This window comes from Flavobacterium sp. SORGH_AS_0622, from assembly GCF_030818825.1.
In the GTDB taxonomy this organism is placed as follows: Bacteria; Bacteroidota; Bacteroidia; order Flavobacteriales; family Flavobacteriaceae; genus Flavobacterium.
Map to the genome: position 1 here is coordinate 3,084,472 of NZ_JAUTAX010000001.1, position 19,883 is coordinate 3,104,354.

A 19,883-nucleotide genomic window follows, 5' to 3' on the forward strand; every position below is an offset into this window, starting at 1 on the left:
TAAAACCCTGAAAATCCCTTTCTAAATGAAAGGGATTTTTTGTTTTTTGCTATTTCGTCAAAATCTTCAAAATCTTCACTAAATAAAAAACTGTTTAAATAATTTGCCTATCTACTAATAGGTAGTATATTTGTATGAAAAATTACTGCCATGACAACACGAGAATCTATTATTGAAAAAGCAGATCAATTTATAAGAGACAAAGGATATAACGCTTTTAGTTTTAAAGATATCTCTAATGATATTGGTATAAAAACGGCGTCAATACATTATCATTTTCCAACAAAATCAAATTTGGGCGTAGCAACCATCAAAGAACATATTGAAAGAGTTGAAACTTTAAAGAAAAAAGTGGCTAATGAGTCACCGTTAACAAAACTCCAAGCTTTCTTAGAAGTACAGGCAAAAATCAAAAAAGAAAATAAAGTGTGCATTGTTGGTTCACTAGCTACCGATTTAAACACCTTAGATGATTCTATAAAAACAGAATTACAACAATTCGCTCAATTGGTAATTACATGGCTTACTGGAATTTTAATTGAAGGAAAAGAACAAAACATATTTGATTTTGATATGGCACCAAGAACAAAAGCAATAATGATTATAACAAATATGGTAGCCATTGTACAGCTTTCGAGGCTTACAATCGATGAAGATTTTGAATTGGTAAGAGAAACAATATTAACAGAATTAAGACCTAAAAAATAATGAAAAGAGTAGTTATAACAGGATTAGGAGCTGTAACTCCCATTGGAAATAATGTGTCAGAATACTGGCATTCCTTAATTAATGGAGTCAGCGGTGCAGCACCAATAACAAGATTCGACACCTCACAATTCAAAACTAAATTTGCATGTGAAGTTAAAAACTTTAGTCCGCAGCACATTTTTGAGAAAAATGAAATTAGGAAATATGATCTTTTCACGCAATATGCTCTATATGCAGCAGACGAAGCAATAACAAATGCAAATATTGATTTTGATACCTTAAATAAAAACCGAATTGGTGTTATATGGGGCTGTGGAGACGGCGGTATTTCTACTTTTGAGGAACAATTTGGAGAATACAAATTAGGAAACGGTACACCTAGATTTAGTCCGTTTTTCATTCCAAAGAGAATTGTCAATATAGCTTCGGGAGCCATTTCTATTAAATATGGATTACGCGGCATTAATTACACCACGGCTGCGGCTTGTTCTGCAAGTAATACCGCAATCATAGATGCTTTCAATTACATTCGCTGGGGTAAAGCAGATATGATTATCAGCGGCGGGTCTGAGGCTTCTGTTACAGAATCTTCAATTGGCGGCTTTAATGCTTCGAAAGCATTGTCAACTTTAAATGATGATTACACTAAAGCGTCACGTCCTTTTGATGTTACAAGAGACGGATTTGTTTTGGGCGAAGGTGCCGGCGTTGTAATTTTAGAAAGCTATGAACATGCCATCAAAAGAAATGCGGTAATTTATGCCGAAATTGTTGGCGGCGGACTGGCGGCAGACGCTTATCATTTAACAGGAACACATCCTGAAGGCGAAGGTGCAGTTTTAGGAATGGAACTTGCTCTTGAAGAAGCGGAGATTACTCCAGACAAAATTGATTATATCAACGCACATGCTACCTCTACTCCAACTGGTGATTTAAGCGAACTTAAAGCATTGGAAAAAGTTTTTGGAATAAATCCGAATGCCAATATTAGTGCTACAAAATCTATGACTGGACATCTGCTTGGCGGCGCTGGAGCTATTGAAGCAATTGCCTGTATAAAAGCACTTCAGGAAAACATTGTACCGCCCACTATAAATACAGAAACTGTTGAAGAAGAATATGCCGGCAAATTTAATCTTACTCTCGGAAAAGCACAATCGCGAATAGTTGATTATGCTATGAGTAATACTTTCGGTTTTGGAGGTCATGTTGCCAGCTCAATCTTTAAAAAATTTAAAGAATAACGATATACGCCAAAATTTAAAAGTTTTCATTTTTATAAATCCCTTTCCTAAACGAAAGGGATTTTTTATTTGCAAAAACGGCAACGGAAATTTATTTCAAATATTGTGAGCCTATGAAAATTATATAAGGCTCGAAAAAAGTTGTGTAATATATTTTAACAAGTATCGGGCTAACTTTCATATATAATTTAATCAGTAGAAAAAACTGTTAAATAATTGATTCTCATTTTATATCATTCATATTAAAAACAAAAACATTTTGATTCTCAACCTAAAAAATACATTTGCTGAAATTGGAGAAACAACATTGTTCGCCAAAAAGTTTTTTAAGGAGGTATTTATTCCGCCTTATGAGACGAAGGAGTTTTTAAAACAATGTTATGTCATTGGCTACAAATCGCTGCCTTTAGTTGCCATTACAGGTTTTATTATGGGTTTGGTACTTACACTCCAGTCAAGACCAACCTTGGTAAAATTTGGTGCCGAAAGCTGGCTTCCAGGAATGGTTGCACTTTCGTTAATTAGAGAAATTGCACCAGTAATTACAGCTTTGATTTGCGCCGGAAAAATTTCATCTGGAATTGGAGCCGAATTAGGATCTATGAAAGTGACAGAGCAAATCGACGCAATGGAAGTTTCGGCAGTAAACCCTTATAATTATTTGGTTGTAACGAGAGTATTAGCCTGTACTTTAATGGTGCCGATTTTAGTTTTTTTTGCAGACGCAATCGGAATTATGGGCGGATATGTAGGAATTAATATTCACGGAGATGTGAACTTTTACAGATATCTAACTCAAATTATTCAATCATTAGAGTTTTTAGACTTGTTTCCTGCTACTATTAAAACTTTCTTCTTTGGATTTCTTATCGGAATGATTGGATGTTATAAAGGTTTTAATGCATCAAATGGAACAGAAAGTGTTGGACAAGCTGCCAATTCAGCCGTTGTAACAGCATCATTAAGCATTTTTATTATTGATATGGTTGCCGTTCAAATAACCGATTTATTCTTTTAAAAATGACCAAAGAAAAACTACATAAAGAACCCAAAACGAAAGAAAAAGATCAAGCTCCAATTATTGAGATTAAAGATCTGCACAAAACTTTTGGAAAAGATAATAAAGTATTAAAAGGCGTAAATCTTACTTTGAATAAAGGAGAAGATTTGGTGGTTTTAGGACGTTCAGGATCTGGAAAATCGGTAACGATAAAATGCATCGTTGGATTGATTGAACCTGATAAAGGTGAAATTAAAGTTTTTGACGAAAATGTACTGAACATTTCCAAAAAAGAACTGAATGAGATTAGAGTCCGAATCGGATTTTTATTTCAAAGTGGAGCACTTTACGATTCAATGTCGGTTAGAGAAAACCTTTCTTTTACATTGACCAAACACAAACGTGATTTAAGTGCCGAAGAAATCGAAAGTGAAGTTATGGAAGCTCTTGAAAGTGTTGGTTTATCAGAAGCAATTGACAAAATGCCTTCTGAATTATCTGGAGGAATGAAAAAAAGAATTGGTCTGGCCCGCACCTTAATTTTAAAGCCTGAAATTATTTTATACGACGAACCTACAACAGGTTTAGATACGATAACATCGAGAGAAATTAGTGAATTGATTCTTGATATTAAACACAAACAAAAAACATCATCGATCATTATCACACATGATATGGCTTGTGCGAAATTAACTGCTGATAGAATTATTGTTTTGAAAGAAGGAGTAATTCACGCCGAAGGAACATACGAAGAATTAGAAAAAAACGAAGACGAATGGGTACGCTCATTTTTTGAATAAAGCAAAATAAATAATAGAAATCATGGAAAAGCAATCGAGATATACTTGGAAATTAGGAATGTTTGTAACAATAGGTTTACTGCTTTTTATAATGGCCGTATATTTTATCGGAAAACAAAAAAACCTATTCGGTTCAACCTTTCATATTACTTCTCAGTTTAAAACTGTAAGTGGTTTAGAAGTTGGAAATAATGTTCGTTTTTCGGGTATTAATGTCGGAACTGTAGAACAAATTCAATTAATAAACGATTCATCTGTAGTTGTTGTTTTAGTAATGAAAGAAGATGTTCGAAAATTTATTAAAACAGATGCAACGGCCAGCATTGGTTCTGACGGATTAATGGGCGACAAAGTATTGACAATTACTCCAGGGCAAAAGTCCCAAAAAGTTATTCAAGACAACGGGCAGATTGCTTCTGTCGACGGAATAGAAATGCACGATATTATGAAAAGTGTTAAGAAAAGCGTGGATAATATTGGTGTAATTTCAGATGAAATAGCCATTTTCAGCCACAGTATGAACAACGGAAACGGTGCGCTAGCTAGATTGGTTAGAGATGATAAAATGGCGAACAGCGTTTCGAACACGCTTTCTAATTTAGAAAGTGGAACAAAGGGTTTCAGCGAAAATATGGAAGCTGCAAAAAGCAATTTCCTGTTTAGAGGTTATTTCAAGAAAAAAGAGAAACAAAAGGAAAAACAAAAAGAAGAAGCCAAAGAGAAAAAAGAAGAACAGCAAGAAAAAGCTCAAAAAGAAAAAGAGCAAAAAGAAAAAGAACAAAAGGAGAAAGAGCAGAAAGAGAAAGAACAAAAGGAAAAAGAAGAAGATGCTAAAAAAGCTGAAGCTGAAAAGAAAAAATAAATTGAGAAAATTTGAAATTAAAAATTCAGAATCTGTTTAATCATAATTCTTTATTACAACTTTAAGTTCTAATTTCTAACACTTTAAATCTAAATTCATTCCAGTTTTTAAACAACAAAAACGTATTGTACATGCCAACTTCATTTAAACATACTGCCTTAAAAGTCTTAAAAATTACCGGAATTACGATTGCGGTGATTTTGTTTTTATTGTTTATAATTCCGCTGCTGTTTCCTGGTAAAATTGCTTCTGAAGTAAAGAAAATTGCCAATGAACGTTTAGACACCAAACTAGATTTTAGCAAATCAAGACTTTCATTTTTCACTCATTTTCCATCTTTGACAGTTTCTTTAGACGATTTATCTCTTACAGGTTCTAAACCGTTTAGCAATGATACTTTGTTAAAAGCAGATCAAGTTGCTTTTGGTATAAACTTAAAACGTTTGATTTTTGATAATGAAGTAAAAATCAATAAGCTGTATATTTCAGATGCTTTAATCAATGTAATGGTTAACGAAAAAGGTCAAGCGAACTATAATATTTATGTGGCTCCCAAAGACGAGAAAAATGATCCAAACGCTCCAGAAGAAGGAACAGCAATTCGACTAGAACGCATTGATTTAGAAAATTGTCATGTTAAATATAACGATCGTTCGGCCAAAATTTTGGTCGATGCTCAAGGTTTTAATTATGTTGGAAAAGGAAACCTAAGCGAAGATATTTTTGATCTTGCAACCGATGCCAGAATTGAAAATCTGGATTTCTATTATAACCGAACAGCTTATCTTAGAAAAAAAGAGGTTCGCGCCGATTTAATTACCCGAATTAATACACATGCACTTTCGTTTATTCTTCAAAAGAATGAACTTAATATCAATAAATTACCCTTAAAATTTACTGGCCTTTTTTCCATTCTTAGAGATGGTTATAAGATAAATATAAAAGCCGCTTCAGAGAATACAACTGTTAAAGATTTATTGTCTGTTATGCCTCCAGAATATTTAACATGGTTAGAAAAAACGGATATTTCTGGCCGAAGTGATTTGGTATTTACTTTTAAAGGCGATTATAATGTCGCTAAAAAGCAAAAACCAAATCTAGCTTTTAACTTAAAAATAAATGAAGGTTCGGTAAATTACCAAAATGCCCCTGTTCCATTAACCGATTTCCAAGTGGATTTGAATGCAATACTTCCTTCATTGGATCCTGAACAATTATTGATTAATCTGCGAACATTAAAATTTAAAGTAGGCGAAAAAGATTATTTCAACGCTTATCTGCATAGTAAAGGTCTGAGCGAAATGGATATCAATGCAAGTGTCAAAGGCGCTTTGGATTTGGCTGTCGTTGATGCCGCTTTAGGTTTAACCAGTGTTGACGTAAAAGGAATTTTAAAAACCGATATTCAGGCACGCGGTACTTTCAGCACGTCTAAAAAACTTTTTCCAAAAACTATCGGTGGTATTTCATTACGAAACGGATGGCTTAAAACAGAATATTATCCAAATCCAATTACCAATATCACTTTTGTTGCCAATATGCTTAACAAAGCAGGAACCTGTCAAGATTTGATTGTTGCAGTTGCTCCAGCCTCTTTTGTTTTTGAAGGAAATCCTGTTTACGTAAATGCAACTGTATCAGATTTTAATGATTTGGCTTATAATGCAAAAATAAAAGGTGAATTGAATGTTGGTAGAATCTATCAGGTTTTCTCTCAAAAAGGTCTCGATTTAACGGGTTATGCAAAAGCAGATCTTTCATTGAAAGGAAAACAAAGTTACGCTACAACTGGACAATATGACAAACTAGATAATAAAGGAACTTTAATCCTTAAAAATATAAAAGCAACATCTGAGTTGTTTCCGAAAGCTTTTTTTATCAAACAGGGAAATTTCCGTTTTCAAAATGAGAAAATGTGGTTTGAGAAATTTAATGCGTCTTACGGTAAATCAGATTTTGATATTAACGGTTACCTCTTAAATACAATAAATTATTTCTTAGAATCGCACGGAACTTTGAGCGGTAATTTCAACTTAAAATCAAAATTGATAAATGTTGACGAATTTATGGCACTTGAAAAAGGCGAAAATAAAGATCGAAATATTGAGGTAGAATATGCCAAAGAAGATCATCCGAAAATGAGCGGTGTAGTTATAATTCCGAAAAACTTAAATGTCAGTTTAAATGCAAGTGCAGACAAGGTAGAATATAACGGACTGGTCTTCAATAAACTTAACGGAAAAACGGGTATTACGAAAGGTGGGTTTTATTTAGAAAATACAACCTTTAACATCATTGACTGTATTTTAGGAATTGATGCAACTTACAAAGATGAATCACCTACAGCAGCACATTTTGATGCTCACTTTCGTGCGAAAGATTTTGATGTACAAAGAGCTTACAAAGAAATTCCGATGTTTCATGATATGGTTACCGCAGCTGAAAAAGCTTACGGAATAATTTCTGTCGATTATAACATCAAAGGAGATTTAAACGGTAATATGGGACCTATTTATGAATCTCTTCAGGGAGGCGGTACATTGAATTTAAGAGACGTAAAAATTAAAGGCCTAAAACTTTTTGATGGAATTAGTTCTAAAACTGGACAAAATGGTTTGAATAATCCTGATATGCAAGGAATTGAAGTCAAATCTACAATAAATAAAAATCTTATTCATATTGAACCATTCACCTTTACTGTAGCCGGTTTTAAACCAACTATAAAAGGAACTACAAGCTTTGACGGACTATTGGATCTTAGAATGCGTTTGGGTCTTCCCCTTTTCGGACTTATCGGATTTCCGATTGTTATTACTGGCACGCATGACGCTCCAAAAATTAAAATATTCAGCAAAACGGGACAAGAAATTGATCCTGCTGTTTATGACGAAAAAAACAATAAAGTTATAAAGGAAGAAAAAGTAAGTAAATCTAAAACAAAAAAATCGTAATGAATTCTAAATCTCCACATAGTCAAAGTGCATTTGAGAAATTTGCTACAAAAGTTTCCAAGGCAGCAGGAAGTACCACTGCATTTATTGGCGCATTTATTATCGTTGTTGCCTGGGCCGTTTCGGGACCAATTTTCGATTATTCAGAAACTTGGCAGCTGGTCATTAATACTGGAACTACAATTATTACTTTTTTGATGGTTTTCTTAATTCAAAAAGCTCAAAATAAAGATTCGCTCGCCATTCAATTAAAGTTAAATGAGCTTGTTGCTTCTAATGATTTATCCAGCAATAGTTTGGTTGATATTGAAAGCATGACTGAAGAAGAAATGATTATTGTTCAAAAATACTATCATCGATTGAGTGAACTGGCCAAAAAAGACGAAAGCATAAGAACTTCACATTCTATTGCAGAGGCACATGAGCTGCACAATCGAAAACAACAAAAAAATAAACCATCAGATAAAACAACCATAAAGAAAACGGGCAAAACCACTCCGAAGAATACCAAAAACACTACCAAAAACGCATCTAAAAAATGAAATTAAGCTCTACAGAAACTTACTGGCCATTAAAAAATGCCATAAAACATAGTTATCCCTCGATCGATTCTGATATCAATACCGATATTTTAATTATTGGAGGAGGTATTACTGGAGCCCTTACCGCTTACAAATTAATTAACGAAGGAAAAAAAATTGTTTTGATAGACCGTCGTGATGTCTGCGGAGGCAGTACATCAGGCAGCACTGCTTTACTGCAATACGAAATTGATGTACCGTTACATCAGCTTATTAAACTTAGAGGGGTAAAATGTGCCGTAGAAAGTTATCAAAATGGAAAAAAAGCCATTTTTGATCTTCGTAATATTATTGACACGGTAGGGTGCGACTGTGATTTTGAATTTAAAAAAAGCATCTATTTTACTACACTAAAAAAGGATGTCCCATATTTAAAAAATGAATTTAAAGCCCGCAAACAGCATGGTTTTGAAGTTAGCTGGCTCAATCGATCTGAATTACAAAAAATGGGATTAAATGCCATTGCAGCAATAGAATCTAAAACTGCAGCCGTAATGGATCCGTTCAAATTAGCTACTGATCTTTTATTTCATTGCCATGAAAAAGGCATGCAAATTTTTGATCGAACAAATGTTGCTTCAATACAACACCAAAAAGGTAAAATAATTGCTGAAACTGATTCAAAGAACTCCATAACCGCTTCACATATAATTCATTGCACAGGTTATGAAAGTACAGAAACCTTAACCGAAAAGGTTGTCGACTTAAAAAGCACTTATGTTATTGCATCTGAAAGTCAGCCAGATCTTCCTGAAAGTTTTAAACATGCTATATTTTGGGATACCGCCTCTCCTTACCATTACGTTAGGACTACAGAAGATAACCGAATTATTATGGGTGGCGGCGACGAAGATTTTAAAGATGCTGTAAAACGCGATAAATTACTGCCTAAAAAAGAGCAGTATCTTTTGAAGAATTTTTTTAAACGATTTCCAGACTTAAATTTCAAAATTGATTATTCCTGGGCAGGTACTTTTGGAGAAACCAAAGACGGACTCCCCTATTTTGGAAAACCAAATCCGAGAAAAAACGAACATTATATTCTAGGTTTCGGAGGAAACGGCATAACCTTCAGCGTGATCGGAATGAATTCTATATTAGATTCTCTTCACAATAAAAAAAATACAGATTTGGAGTATTATCGATTTGGAAGATGAGAAAAAGGTTCTAAGAGACTAAGATTCTGAGATACTAAGTTTTTTCTTAGAGTCTTAGTATCTCAGAACCTTAGCAACTTTATAAAACTAACTCCATTTGGATATTGCATCTTTTATAGGGGGTTGAGAGTCCGAAAACTTTTTCAAAACCCAATTTGTAATACAAGTTTATTGCAGGTTTTAAGATCGTGTTACTTTCTAAATATATCTTTTTTGCACCAAGTTCCTTTGCAGTATCTACTATTGCTTTTCCTAACAACCAGCCAATATTTTTACCTTGTGCTTTTGGCGAAACGGCCATTTTAGCCATTTCGAAATCATATTCAGGATTTTTCGTTTTTATAAGTGCGCAGACTCCAACAGGTTCATTTTTATACAAAGCCACTAAAATTTTTCCGCCTTTATTCAAAATATAATCTTCTGGATTATCCAAGGCTTTATAATCAGCTTCTTCCATTTCAAAATAAGTCGAAATCCATTCTTCATTTAGAGATTTAAATACTTCTTTATATTCTGATTTATACTCTACAATTTCAACATCTTTACTTTCTCGAATTTTTTTCTGGTCGCTTACTCTTTTAAATAATGATTTTTGCTGCAACAAGAATTCCCATTCTTCAATTGCTGCCCAAAGATTATGTTTTGCTTCAGAAATCAAGCCTTCAACAGCCACATCGATGTCTAATAATTGATTTTTGATTTTGTTCGAAATCAAAAGTCCTTTCTCGGTTAAAACAACGTTATTCTTGCGTTTATCATCGGTCTTCGCTCCTTCTTCAAGTATTCCGGCGCCAATCATTTCCTGAATAATTTTGCTTACAGAAGGCTGAGAATGTCCAATTTCATTCGCAATCTCCGTAATTGTCCTTTCTCTATCTTCTGCAATCGTATAAAACACAGGAAACCACTTCGGATTAAAATCTATTCCGTATAATTCGTAAATTTTAGCAGCATCATCTGTAAAACTTGCCGTCATTAAACGTAAACGACTTCCCAAAGCCACTTTACCAACTTTATTAAAAAATTCCATAACAATAATTAATTATATAACTAGTTATGCAAATGTACAAAAAAATCTTTTAATTAAAGATTTTTTTTCTAGGTCCAAAGCTGCAAAGATGCAGAGGAACAAAGTTTATTTTTTTTGCTATTCTAAATTTTATTTTTTTATAAAAAAAATAAGACTCTGAGTTGTAGCCAACTTAGAGTCTTATTTGCTTATGTATATATCTTGCTTAAAGCTATCGACATTAATTTTATAGGTACAGAAACAAAGTTTTTAAACCTTTGCAACTTTGAACCTCTGCCATTTTGAACCTTTGAAAGTTAACAACTTAACCTAAGCTGTAATAGCCAACGAATTCAAATTGAATTTATATTCTTTTGGGCTGCAGTTGAATTTTTGTTTAAAAATTTTTGAGAAATAACTTCTGCTTGTAAAACCAATGCAATACACTATTTCTGAAATATTTAGATCTGAAGTTCGTATCAATATCTCGGCTTTTAATACACGCATATGTGTGATATAATCATTAACAGTACGATTGTGTATCATTTTAAAGCCCTCTTGAAGTTTATTTGGAGATAAACCTGATCTTTTGCTTAAAGATTTAATAGAAAAAGCTTCTTCTGGACTTGCTTTAATAAACTCTGAAAGTTCTTTAATTTCTTCCATTTCTCTTAAAGTCAATCCGTTTGACTCATTTGCGAAAGCGTGCAAGTCGTCTGAATGTTGTTGAATTTCCATTGCAAGGATAATTCTCATAATACCTTCTTTCAATAAATTACGAACAATTCCAGTTTGTGTAATAGAATTAAGCTGTTCGATTTTTTCTGCAATTTGTAAATTATAAGAACCTATATAAAAGAAATCCTGAACTAAATTATTTTCAAAAAAGGTATCTTTTACTCTTTGGTTTAAAGAATGTAATTGAGTTTTAGCATCAACTTGAGTTCCCACAATAATTAAAGTCAGTTTAGTTTTTTTACCTTTTTCAAAAAATAAAACATTATCCTGATTTTGTTTTGAAGTTACAATAGCTGTTTGAAAAGTTTTTAGTTTTCGCTCTTCTCCATTCAATCCAAAACTATGCGACAAACTTCCTTTAGAACAATATGCAAAATAAATTGGTGATGATTTTACATTTAGAATATCTAGTCTGACATCGCTTGAAAATGTCATATCAAACTGAACATACGAAATATTATCATTAAAAGAAGCTCCTATAATTGAACCTTCTGCAAAACTATTTTCTACTTCAAGTGTATATTCGTCTAAGTCAAAAGTCACTTTTCCGCCAAAATTAGTATGAAGTTCATCAAATATATTTTGTGTTTTTTCTGTATTTATAGTAACAATTTTCATGGTGACTGGATTTAAATTCTATAATTTGCTAAATAGATCTTTGCTAAAAATCTGAAGTCAAAGTTCGTGTAAACACAAGCGAAACGTGTTATATAATTTTATCGTTTTGTTTTATAATTCCTTATAAATGATTATTTTAACAGATATAAATTCAACTCTTAAATATGAAAAGTTTCTCTTTTGCTCCCATTAGTTCTCCAGATTCTAAAATCCTGATTTTAGGCACAATGCCCGGAACAAAATCTTTAGAACTCAATCAATATTATGGTCATAAGCAGAATAACTTTTGGAAATTTCTCTTTGAAATATTAGGAGAAGAATTTTCGCCGGATTATGAAACTCGAAAAAAATTATTGATTAAAAACCATATTGCTCTTTGGGATGTCTTACAATTTTGCGACCGTGTTGGAAGTCTCGACAGCGCAATTAAAAATGAAATTGCAAATGATTTTGAAGATTTTCTAGAAAAACATCCTAAAATAGAATACATTCTTTTTAACGGACAGAAAGCCGCTGCTTTTTTTAAGAAATATGTTCACTTAAAAAAAGAATATAAAAAATTTACGCTTCCTTCTACCAGTCCCGCCAACGCCAGTAAGACTTCTCAAGACAAATTAAAGGAATGGAGTATTATTCAAACCTTATTATAGAAGCAATAATTTTATACAATTAAAATGCAAATATTGGAATCATGTAACTTTTTCCTTTTAAAATATAACAAATTATAGCCACTCTGAATCTAATTTTACATCGTAGAAAACAAAGAAAAATAAGCCCTGTTGAAAATGTGATGAACGAAATGGAAAGGCTTTCTTCTTACTAAAATTACTTAACAAACTTTAAAAAAGTTTAGATTATAAAGAGAACATTGGTTATGTTAGTTTATTTTTGGGAAAAAGCTGCTCTATAATTTTATAGAGCAGCTTTGTTTTTTAGAGTACCTTTAAAAAAGAAAAACATGAAAATTCAAACCTATTACAATCATATACGGTTTTATACTCCGCACCATTTTGTATATTATCCCATTCTAGTCCTATTTTTAATTGCAAGCATTTATTTTGCTAAAACAACAGAAGATCCACTTATTTGGATATTCATAAGCGTTATTTTTGTTTTTCTGTTCGCACTTGCTTTTATGCTGCGCCAGCATTATGCACTTACACTTCAAAATAGAATTGTACGTTTAGAAATGCGTTATCGTTATTTCTCTTTAACAGGCAAAAGATTCGAAGAATTTGAGTACAAACTTACAGATGATCAAATATTTGCATTGCGCTTTGCTCCCGACAGCGAATTGATTCCGCTTGTAGAAGATGTTTTAAAAAACAATTTAAGCGGAGATTCAATCAAAAAAGCAATCGTGCACTGGAAAGCAGATTATCACAGGGTTTAGCAAAGAATAACAATTACAAAAATCAATTTCAATATCAAGGATCAATGACAATCAAAAGAATTATTTCAATTTTAAATTGACATAGATTTTTGATATTGATTTTGATATTGAACTATTCCTTTTTTTTATTAAAAGCTAAATAAAATAGTGATAATACTATCCAAACCGATACAATTATAATGAAATATATTCCGATAATATTCGGATGCAGGTAATTTGGTTCGTAAAAAAGTTTATCTAAAGTGTTGAACTTTTCTGCTAGAGCTTTTCTTTCAAAATTATTTCGAATTCCATTCAACGGTTCCCCATGATTATCTCTATAATGATAAACATCTTGGGTTAATTGTTTCGGAATCAAATTGGTTTCTATATTGTATTTTCTAAGAATTGTGTCTAATTTTTGAAATTCATACGTTAAAGAATCTTTCTTAGATTTATACAATATTTTATAACGATCTACTGCAGATTGATACTTTTGTTTGTCGATCGAATCACCATGTACAGCATTAAATAATGAGTTGTTTTGCAAAAATATGCAGATATCTTCATCATGTTCGGGATGCACAGGAAGTCCTTTAAAAATAATCTGTGTACTATCTTTTATAATTTTTTTAGAGATAATTCTTTTATACAATTCTTCTTTATCTAAACCAATAATATCCAGAATACTGTCAGCTTTATTTTTAGTTTTGTCAAAAGTACTTGTGAGGGCTTTTATGGTATCAATACTATAATAATTGGTTTCAATTATTGGATATTCGCCTGCAGAAATGGTATCTTCCTGCTTAATTACAGGATACGGCTTTGGATATAAGATGTTCTCATAATTAAAAAGTTTCTCCGAACTGTAAGATGTATAACCATATAAAAACGGATTTAGAACATTAAGTAGTTTTTTGTCTTTATTAAAATCATTTTCAGATAATTCTGTTTTTAGTTTCGCATTCATTCCGAAGCTGTAACTAACAAAAAATGAAAAAGTTAAAAACGAAATCAGCAATAAACAAGCAGTTATTTTAAGCAAACTTCCTCCTTTATAATTTTCTCTAGAATGATTTCGGACTAAGAAAATAAGAAAGAAAAGTAAAAACAAACCGCTCACAAAAAAATGCGATATCGAAACATCATCGTAAAACTTAAAACGGTAGAATTCTGTATAAATATTAATTTTTGAAATTCCTTTAAAAGTAAAATAACCGTATAAAAAATAAGCTAAGTGAATTAAGGCTAATACAATTACAGATTTTACGAAATAACGTTTTAGATTTTTGGTCATTTTTAAAAAGGTGCTAAGGTTCTGAGATACTAAGGTTCTAAGATAATTAAATTTTTCCTGTATGTTTAAACGTAAAATTAAAAAGACGCACAATTGTACGTCTTTTTATTAATCTCAGAACCTTAGTATCTCAGAATCTTAGACCCTTTTATTTCGAAATATCAAACCCCTCTTTCACAATTTCGCTTTCTACTTTACCGATTAATTTATTGGTTTTACCAGTTAATCTTTCTTTTTTCCAGTCGCCTTTTATGTAGAGAACTAAGGTAATTAATGCTGTCACTACCGAAGAAATCGGGAAAGCCCACCAAATTCCGATTTTTCCTAGTGGTGTATTATGAGATAAAATAAAAGCCAGCGGAAATTGAATTACCCATTGCGAAACCAAAGTTAAAATCATTGGCAATTTTGTATTTCCAACGGCACGGAACACGCCCGTTAAGCAAAGTTGTAAACCTAAAAATCCCCAGGAAAGGCAGGTAATTCTAAGAAATTCTGTTCCACCTTCTATAACCGCTTGATCTTTTGGAACAAAAAACGCAATTAAATATGGCGCAAGAATAAACGCTATTATTCCCAATCCTGTTAGCAATCCGAAACCGAGATAAGCACCTAGTTTTGAAATTTGAGCAGCACGTTCAATATTTCCTGCACCAATATTTTGCCCAACAAGAGTAGCAATCGCCATCGATAAACCTAAAGCTGGAATTAAAATCAGCTGAATTAAATTGGAACCTGCTCCATAAGAAGCAACCGTTGTTGTACCAAAACGTACAATTAAAAACGTAATCGCCATCATACCCAGAGCACGCATAGATTGCTCTATAGAAGATGGAAATCCGATTTCAAAAGCTCTTTTAATGTGATTATAGTCAGGTTTAAAATCTTGAGTGCGAAGATGAATTCCGTGTTTTCCTCTAAATAAAATCACAAATCCAATGATAATAGCCAAAAGCTGCGTAGACAAAGTTGCCAATGCAGCACCTTTTACGCCCATTGCTGGAATAAAATTCCACCCGAAAATAAACAAAGGATCCAGCGCAAAGTTCAAAATTACTGTTCCTAAAACAATATAAACAGGAAGCGTTACACGACCAACCCCGCGCATAATAGATTGGAAAATCATAAATCCGAAACTAAAAACCAAACCTACAAAGGCGACTCTCATAAATCCTAAAGCATCTGCATAAACCTCAGGCGTTACTTTTAAAAGATATAAAAAATATGGACTCAAAATATATCCAATAATAGATAAAACTATAGAAACTATAATTACCATTGACAATGTCTGCGCCGCCACATGATTGACCATTGTTTGATTTCCCGCACCAAAATATTGCGCAATTAAAATAGATCCTGCAATCGCCAGCCCGGTTCCTAAAGCAATGGTTAAGAATATTACGGGCGTACTTATTGAAACTGCAGCAACAGCATCTCCGCCGAGGCGACCTACCCAAAAAGCGTCTACCAATTGGTAAGCGGCTTGTAATAGATTGGCAATCATGATTGGAACTGCCAGCTTTAATAATGAAGAAAGAATTGGTCCTTCTAATAATTCGTTTTTTTTCATTTTTTATTTCAAATAATTATTTAAAAAATAAGTTGACATATCAACTTTTAAAGTTTAAAAAAAATTAAAGCATTTCTAATTTATCTGCATAGGATTTTACCGCATTTAAAGCTTCTATTCTTTCCTTTGGAGAAAATACAGACATTACTTCTTCTTCTGCCCTTTTCATTAGCGATCGAATATTTTTTGCCATAGCAACTCCATCAGAGGTAAGACTTACAATATTCTTTCTTTTATCTGTTTTATCTTTTACAACCTCAACTAAATTCTTCTTTTCAAGCGCTGTAATACTTCTTAAAATCGAAGATTTATCGCGCATTGTTTTGTCTGATAATTCTCTTTGCGAAAGGCTTTTATAATTCAAAATCATCAGCAATGGCAATTGTTCTAACTGCAATGTAATTCCTGCTTCTGCCATTAACGCATTGGTGCGTCTAAAAATTGCACGTTTTATACGGTGAATCTGAAAGAAGAAACTATCGGATATTTCCTCTTTCCAAAAATTTGAAAAACTTTCCTTATCTGTATTTGCTTTTTCCATGATGCAAAGTTATAAAAAAAGATGACATGTCAACTAATTTTAAATAAGACACATATTTTACTGATAACCAAATACTTCAATTTAACAATTCAATATAAAAAATAAAAATGAACGATAATTTTTACTAACTTTAATGTTAAATATTACCTAATCAAAATCTAAAAACTAAATCTGATGAAAAAATTATTTGTTTTTTTGGTAATGACGCTCTTATGGATTCCGCTAAAAGCTCAAACTATCGCAGAAAATAATTCTAGTGAAAGTTTAACAACTTTTAAAACTGAAAATGAAGATTTTCAGGACAGTTATTCAGATGATCTGCCGTGGCATGCGAGAAGATTCAAGGTAACGGCGGGTGCTTTTTTTCCTGTAAATAATACAGAAGTTGAAGTAGGAAGTAATAATGGAAGTTTTGGTAATTTAATTGATTTTGAAAAAGATCTCGGCTTTAATAAAAGCTCTGTTTCATTTATGGGAACTTTTGAATGGAGAATCTCAAGAAGATCAAGACTTGGAGCCGAATATTACTATTTGAGCAGAAGTGCCACTAAAACACTTCAGAAGGAAATTGAATTTGGTGATCACGTTTATCCGGTAGATGCTACTGTTTCTGCCTTTATGGACAATCATATTGCAAGAATTACATACAGTTATGCTTTCATATCAAAACCAAAATACGAAATTGGAGCGCTTATTGGCGCACACGTTCTATTTGGAGATGTAGGTATGAGATTAGAAGGAGCAACAATCGAGGCAGAATATAAAGATAATTTTGACTTTACTGCTCCTCTGCCAGATATTGGTCTCTTTGGAGAATTTGTATTAGGTAGAAAAGTTGGTCTTTATGCTAATATCAATTATTTTGCTATTAAAATTAATGATTTTGACGGACGGTTGTTAAGTTACAATTTATCTGTGTTGTACAATGTTTATCAAAATTTTAGTTTAACAGCTGGATATACTGGTCTTAATATCAGAGTTGATGTTGAAAAAGAAAGATTAAATGGATTTTTTAAATGGGGATATAACGGTCCAACTATAACAGCTACTTATAGCTTTGGAAATCATGTTAGGCTTTATAAACATTAATTTTAAGGTGCTAAGGTTCTGAGAGGCTAAGTTTCTAAGTTTTTTTAACGCAAAGACGCTAAGATTTACGCAAAGTTCGCAAAGTTTTTTTCTCAAAGCTTTGCGAACTTTTGAGTTTTTGCAAAACCTGGCTTGTTAAAAAACTTAGCGTGCTTTGCGGTAAAATTATACTCAAAGCAAAGAAAACCTGAAACCTGAAACTTGAAACTTGAAACTTGAAACTTGAAACAAAAAAAAACAAACCCGATAACTCTCCAGTATCGGGTTTGCATTACTAAACTTAACTTAATTAACTCAAAATAAAACTCAACTAATTTATTTCTCTAGTGGAGTGAATTTTACTGCTGTTCCTCCTCCAGCGGCCAACTTAATATTTAATACAGTTTTATTATTTACTTTTTGTTTAGAGATTGTAACAGGATAAGGATTGGTTTTATAATTTGCTCCAGGTCCGTCTGCATAAATTTCTGCTTCGTATTCTTTGTCTTTATCTAAAAATGAAAGTGCTACTTTTAAATCTCTTGCATTTCTGTTTGTAATTGACCCTAAATACCAGTTTTTCTCTTCCCAGTCTTTACGCGCGATTGTCGTGTATTCACCAATTTTAGAATCTAAAACTTTAGTGTCAGACCAAGTACAAGGAACGTCTTTTACGAATTGAAATTCTGGTTTGCCTTCATAATTTTCGGGTAAATCAGATGCCATTTGCAGCGGACTGAAAATAATAACGTATAATGCCAATTGGTTGGCTAAAGTAGTCTGCACTTTTGCTCCAGAAGGCGTTTTATAATCAAAATTGAAATTCCCCGGCGTGTAATCAAAAGGTCCTGAAAGCATTCTGGTAAAAGGAAGCGTAGTTAAATGCTCTGGTGTATTTCCTCCATCTACAGACCATGCATTATATTCCTGTCCGCGTCCGCCTTCCTGAGACATAAAGTTCGGGTAAGTGCGCTGTAAACCTGTTCCTTTCATTGGTTCGTGGTTATCGATCATGATATGATATTTGGCCGCTGTCTCAATTACTTTTCTGTAATGACGCGCTCCGTATTGGCTGTCATGCCATTCTTTTTTATCCAGGAATTTGTTTACGTACCCCGTTTTTACTGAATTCACACCCATTTTTTGATACAATTTGAATGCATCTTCCAGCTGGCTTTCGTAGTTTTTGGTTGCTCCTGCAGTTTCATGATGTCCAATTAAACGAACATTTTTCATAGCAGCATATTTTGTAATTTCTTCCAAATTAAAATCTGGATAGGCTTTTACAAAACTAAATGCAGAACCGTCTGCTGTCCAGTCGCCGTCCCAGCCTTCATTCCAGCCTTCGACTAGAACACCGTCGAAACCATTTTTTGCAGCAAAATCAATATATTCTTTTGTATTCTTAGTTGTTGCACCGTGTTTTGGACCCTGTCCCCAAGTGTACTTTTCTAAATGCATTCCCCACCAGATTCCAATATATTTTGAAGGTGTGATCCAAGATAGATCTTCAATTTTTGAAGGTTCATTTAGATTCAGCATCATGGTCGAAGTTGCCACTTCTCCAGGATTTTTACCTACAACAATGGTTCTCCAAGGTGTTTTAAAAGGCGTTTCTGCATATACTTTTACACCATCTGCCCAAGGCACCAAATCACTTTTGTATTGCTTGTCTGTAGTTTTTAGAAGTGTCATTGAGGCAAAATCTGTTAGATTGGCTTCGTGAATCGCTACATACAATTTGTCTTTGGTTTCAAAAGTTGCCGGCGTATTAATGGTATCTGTTTTACTCATTAAAGTTTTACGGTATTCACTTTCGTAATAACTATTTTCACGATGAACTGGAATCCACCAAACTTCATTATTGTCTTTAAAAGTAAACTGTGTTATTTCGTTAGAAATTTTGACTTTTCCTAAATGAGGCTGTTTCGGAAATTCATAGCGAAATCCTACTCCATCATCAAAAACCCTAAAAATAATATCAACCAAACGCTCCTCTCCTTTTGATTCTTTTAAATGAACAATTAATTCGTTATGATGATCTCTCACTTTTTTGAATTCTCCCCACGGCTGTTCCCAAGTTTCGTCGGCCGATTTTTCTTCTGTTGAAACGACTTCAAAACCTTCCGTCATTTTGGGAAGTCCTTGAAATTCGAAACCAAGCAGAGAAGGTTCAATAACCGATTTTCCGTTAGAAGAAAAGCTATATTGTGGCTGTCCCGTAGCTGTTAATTCAAAAGTTAATTCGGAGATTTTTTCAGGAGAACTGATTTTATACGTTTTTTTAGTACTGCAGGCAAAAATCAGCATTGATGCCATTGCCATTAGGCAGTATCTATATTTTTTGTTTTTCATTATTTAAATTGT

The 19,883-nt window shown here is 32.9% G+C and carries 17 protein-coding genes; 11 read left to right on the forward strand and 6 right to left on the reverse strand.

Annotated elements, in window-relative coordinates; translation table 11 throughout:
* Nucleotides 1–150: 150 nt before the first annotated feature.
* From QE431_RS13140 to QE431_RS13175, 8 genes are all read left to right on the forward strand, one after another.
* Nucleotides 151–708 carry a TetR/AcrR family transcriptional regulator gene (locus QE431_RS13140; protein WP_307296593.1) on the forward strand — a complete coding sequence of 186 codons (558 nt, stop codon included), beginning with the start codon at nt 151–153 and terminating at the stop codon, nt 706–708.
* Nucleotides 708–1,952, forward strand: a complete 1,245-nt coding sequence (gene fabF / locus QE431_RS13145) for a beta-ketoacyl-ACP synthase II (protein WP_307296594.1) — start codon at nt 708–710, stop codon at nt 1,950–1,952. Before QE431_RS13140 ends, fabF begins: the two co-directional genes overlap by 1 nt.
* Nucleotides 1,953–2,211: 259 nt before the next feature.
* Nucleotides 2,212–2,970: an ABC transporter permease gene (locus QE431_RS13150; protein WP_057116233.1), complete on the forward strand. Its 759-nt coding sequence runs from the start codon at nt 2,212–2,214 to the stop codon at nt 2,968–2,970.
* Nucleotides 2,971–2,972: 2 nt separating this feature from the next.
* On the forward strand, nt 2,973–3,752 hold the full coding sequence (locus QE431_RS13155) for an ABC transporter ATP-binding protein (RefSeq protein WP_057116234.1): 780 nt from the start codon (nt 2,973–2,975) through the stop codon (nt 3,750–3,752).
* 22 nt (nt 3,753–3,774) lie between these two features.
* Nucleotides 3,775–4,614: an MlaD family protein gene (locus QE431_RS13160; RefSeq protein ID WP_307296598.1), complete on the forward strand. Its 840-nt coding sequence runs from the start codon at nt 3,775–3,777 to the stop codon at nt 4,612–4,614.
* Nucleotides 4,615–4,745: 131 nt separating this feature from the next.
* On the forward strand, nt 4,746–7,565 hold the full coding sequence (locus tag QE431_RS13165) for an AsmA family protein (RefSeq protein WP_307296601.1): 2,820 nt from the start codon (nt 4,746–4,748) through the stop codon (nt 7,563–7,565).
* Nucleotides 7,565–8,107: a low affinity iron permease family protein gene (locus tag QE431_RS13170; RefSeq protein ID WP_243839362.1), complete on the forward strand. Its 543-nt coding sequence runs from the start codon at nt 7,565–7,567 to the stop codon at nt 8,105–8,107. The genes QE431_RS13165 and QE431_RS13170 overlap by 1 nt, the downstream gene beginning before the upstream one ends.
* Nucleotides 8,104–9,303 carry an FAD-binding oxidoreductase gene (locus QE431_RS13175; RefSeq protein WP_307296604.1) on the forward strand — a complete coding sequence of 400 codons (1,200 nt, stop codon included), beginning with the start codon at nt 8,104–8,106 and terminating at the stop codon, nt 9,301–9,303. The genes QE431_RS13170 and QE431_RS13175 overlap by 4 nt, the downstream gene beginning before the upstream one ends.
* Before the next feature lie 79 nt (nt 9,304–9,382).
* On the opposite strand, the gene QE431_RS13180 is transcribed toward QE431_RS13175, so the two are convergent.
* Together QE431_RS13180 and QE431_RS13185 are read right to left on the reverse strand one after the other, a co-directional pair.
* On the reverse strand, nt 9,383–10,333 hold the full coding sequence (locus QE431_RS13180; RefSeq protein WP_307296605.1) for a bifunctional helix-turn-helix transcriptional regulator/GNAT family N-acetyltransferase: 951 nt from the start codon (nt 10,331–10,333) through the stop codon (nt 9,383–9,385).
* Nucleotides 10,334–10,642: 309 nt separating this feature from the next.
* Nucleotides 10,643–11,668, reverse strand: coding sequence for an AraC family transcriptional regulator (locus tag QE431_RS13185; RefSeq protein WP_057116240.1), 1,026 nt, complete (start codon nt 11,666–11,668; stop codon nt 10,643–10,645).
* Nucleotides 11,669–11,832: 164 nt separating this feature from the next.
* Here QE431_RS13185 and QE431_RS13190 point away from each other — a divergent pair, with 164 nt between their 5' ends.
* Together QE431_RS13190 and QE431_RS13195 are read left to right on the forward strand one after the other, a co-directional pair.
* Nucleotides 11,833–12,318 carry a DNA-deoxyinosine glycosylase gene (locus QE431_RS13190; protein WP_307296608.1) on the forward strand — a complete coding sequence of 162 codons (486 nt, stop codon included), beginning with the start codon at nt 11,833–11,835 and terminating at the stop codon, nt 12,316–12,318.
* Nucleotides 12,319–12,626: 308 nt separating this feature from the next.
* Entirely contained in the window at nt 12,627–13,061 is a 435-nt protein-coding gene (locus tag QE431_RS13195; protein ID WP_307296610.1) for a DUF6526 family protein, read from the forward strand.
* A gap of 112 nt (nt 13,062–13,173) precedes the next feature.
* Here the strand turns inward: QE431_RS13195 and QE431_RS13200 are convergent, their stop codons facing one another.
* From QE431_RS13200 to QE431_RS13210, 3 genes are all read right to left on the reverse strand, one after another.
* Nucleotides 13,174–14,337: a hypothetical protein gene (locus tag QE431_RS13200; protein ID WP_307296612.1), complete on the reverse strand. Its 1,164-nt coding sequence runs from the start codon at nt 14,335–14,337 to the stop codon at nt 13,174–13,176.
* Nucleotides 14,338–14,485: 148 nt separating this feature from the next.
* Complete coding sequence (locus tag QE431_RS13205; RefSeq protein WP_307296615.1) at nt 14,486–15,907, reverse strand: MATE family efflux transporter; 1,422 nt, start codon at nt 15,905–15,907, stop codon at nt 14,486–14,488.
* Nucleotides 15,908–15,971: 64 nt separating this feature from the next.
* A complete protein-coding gene (locus QE431_RS13210) occupies nt 15,972–16,448 on the reverse strand; it encodes a MarR family winged helix-turn-helix transcriptional regulator (protein WP_307296617.1) in 477 nt (158 codons plus the stop codon).
* A gap of 174 nt (nt 16,449–16,622) precedes the next feature.
* Between QE431_RS13210 and QE431_RS13215 the strand changes: the two genes are divergently transcribed.
* On the forward strand, nt 16,623–17,537 hold the full coding sequence (locus QE431_RS13215; RefSeq protein ID WP_307296618.1) for a hypothetical protein: 915 nt from the start codon (nt 16,623–16,625) through the stop codon (nt 17,535–17,537).
* A 315-nt stretch (nt 17,538–17,852) separates the two neighbouring features.
* Here the strand turns inward: QE431_RS13215 and QE431_RS13220 are convergent, their stop codons facing one another.
* A complete protein-coding gene (locus QE431_RS13220) occupies nt 17,853–19,871 on the reverse strand; it encodes a glycoside hydrolase family 97 protein (RefSeq protein ID WP_307296619.1) in 2,019 nt (672 codons plus the stop codon).
* Nucleotides 19,872–19,883: the final 12 nt, after the last annotated feature.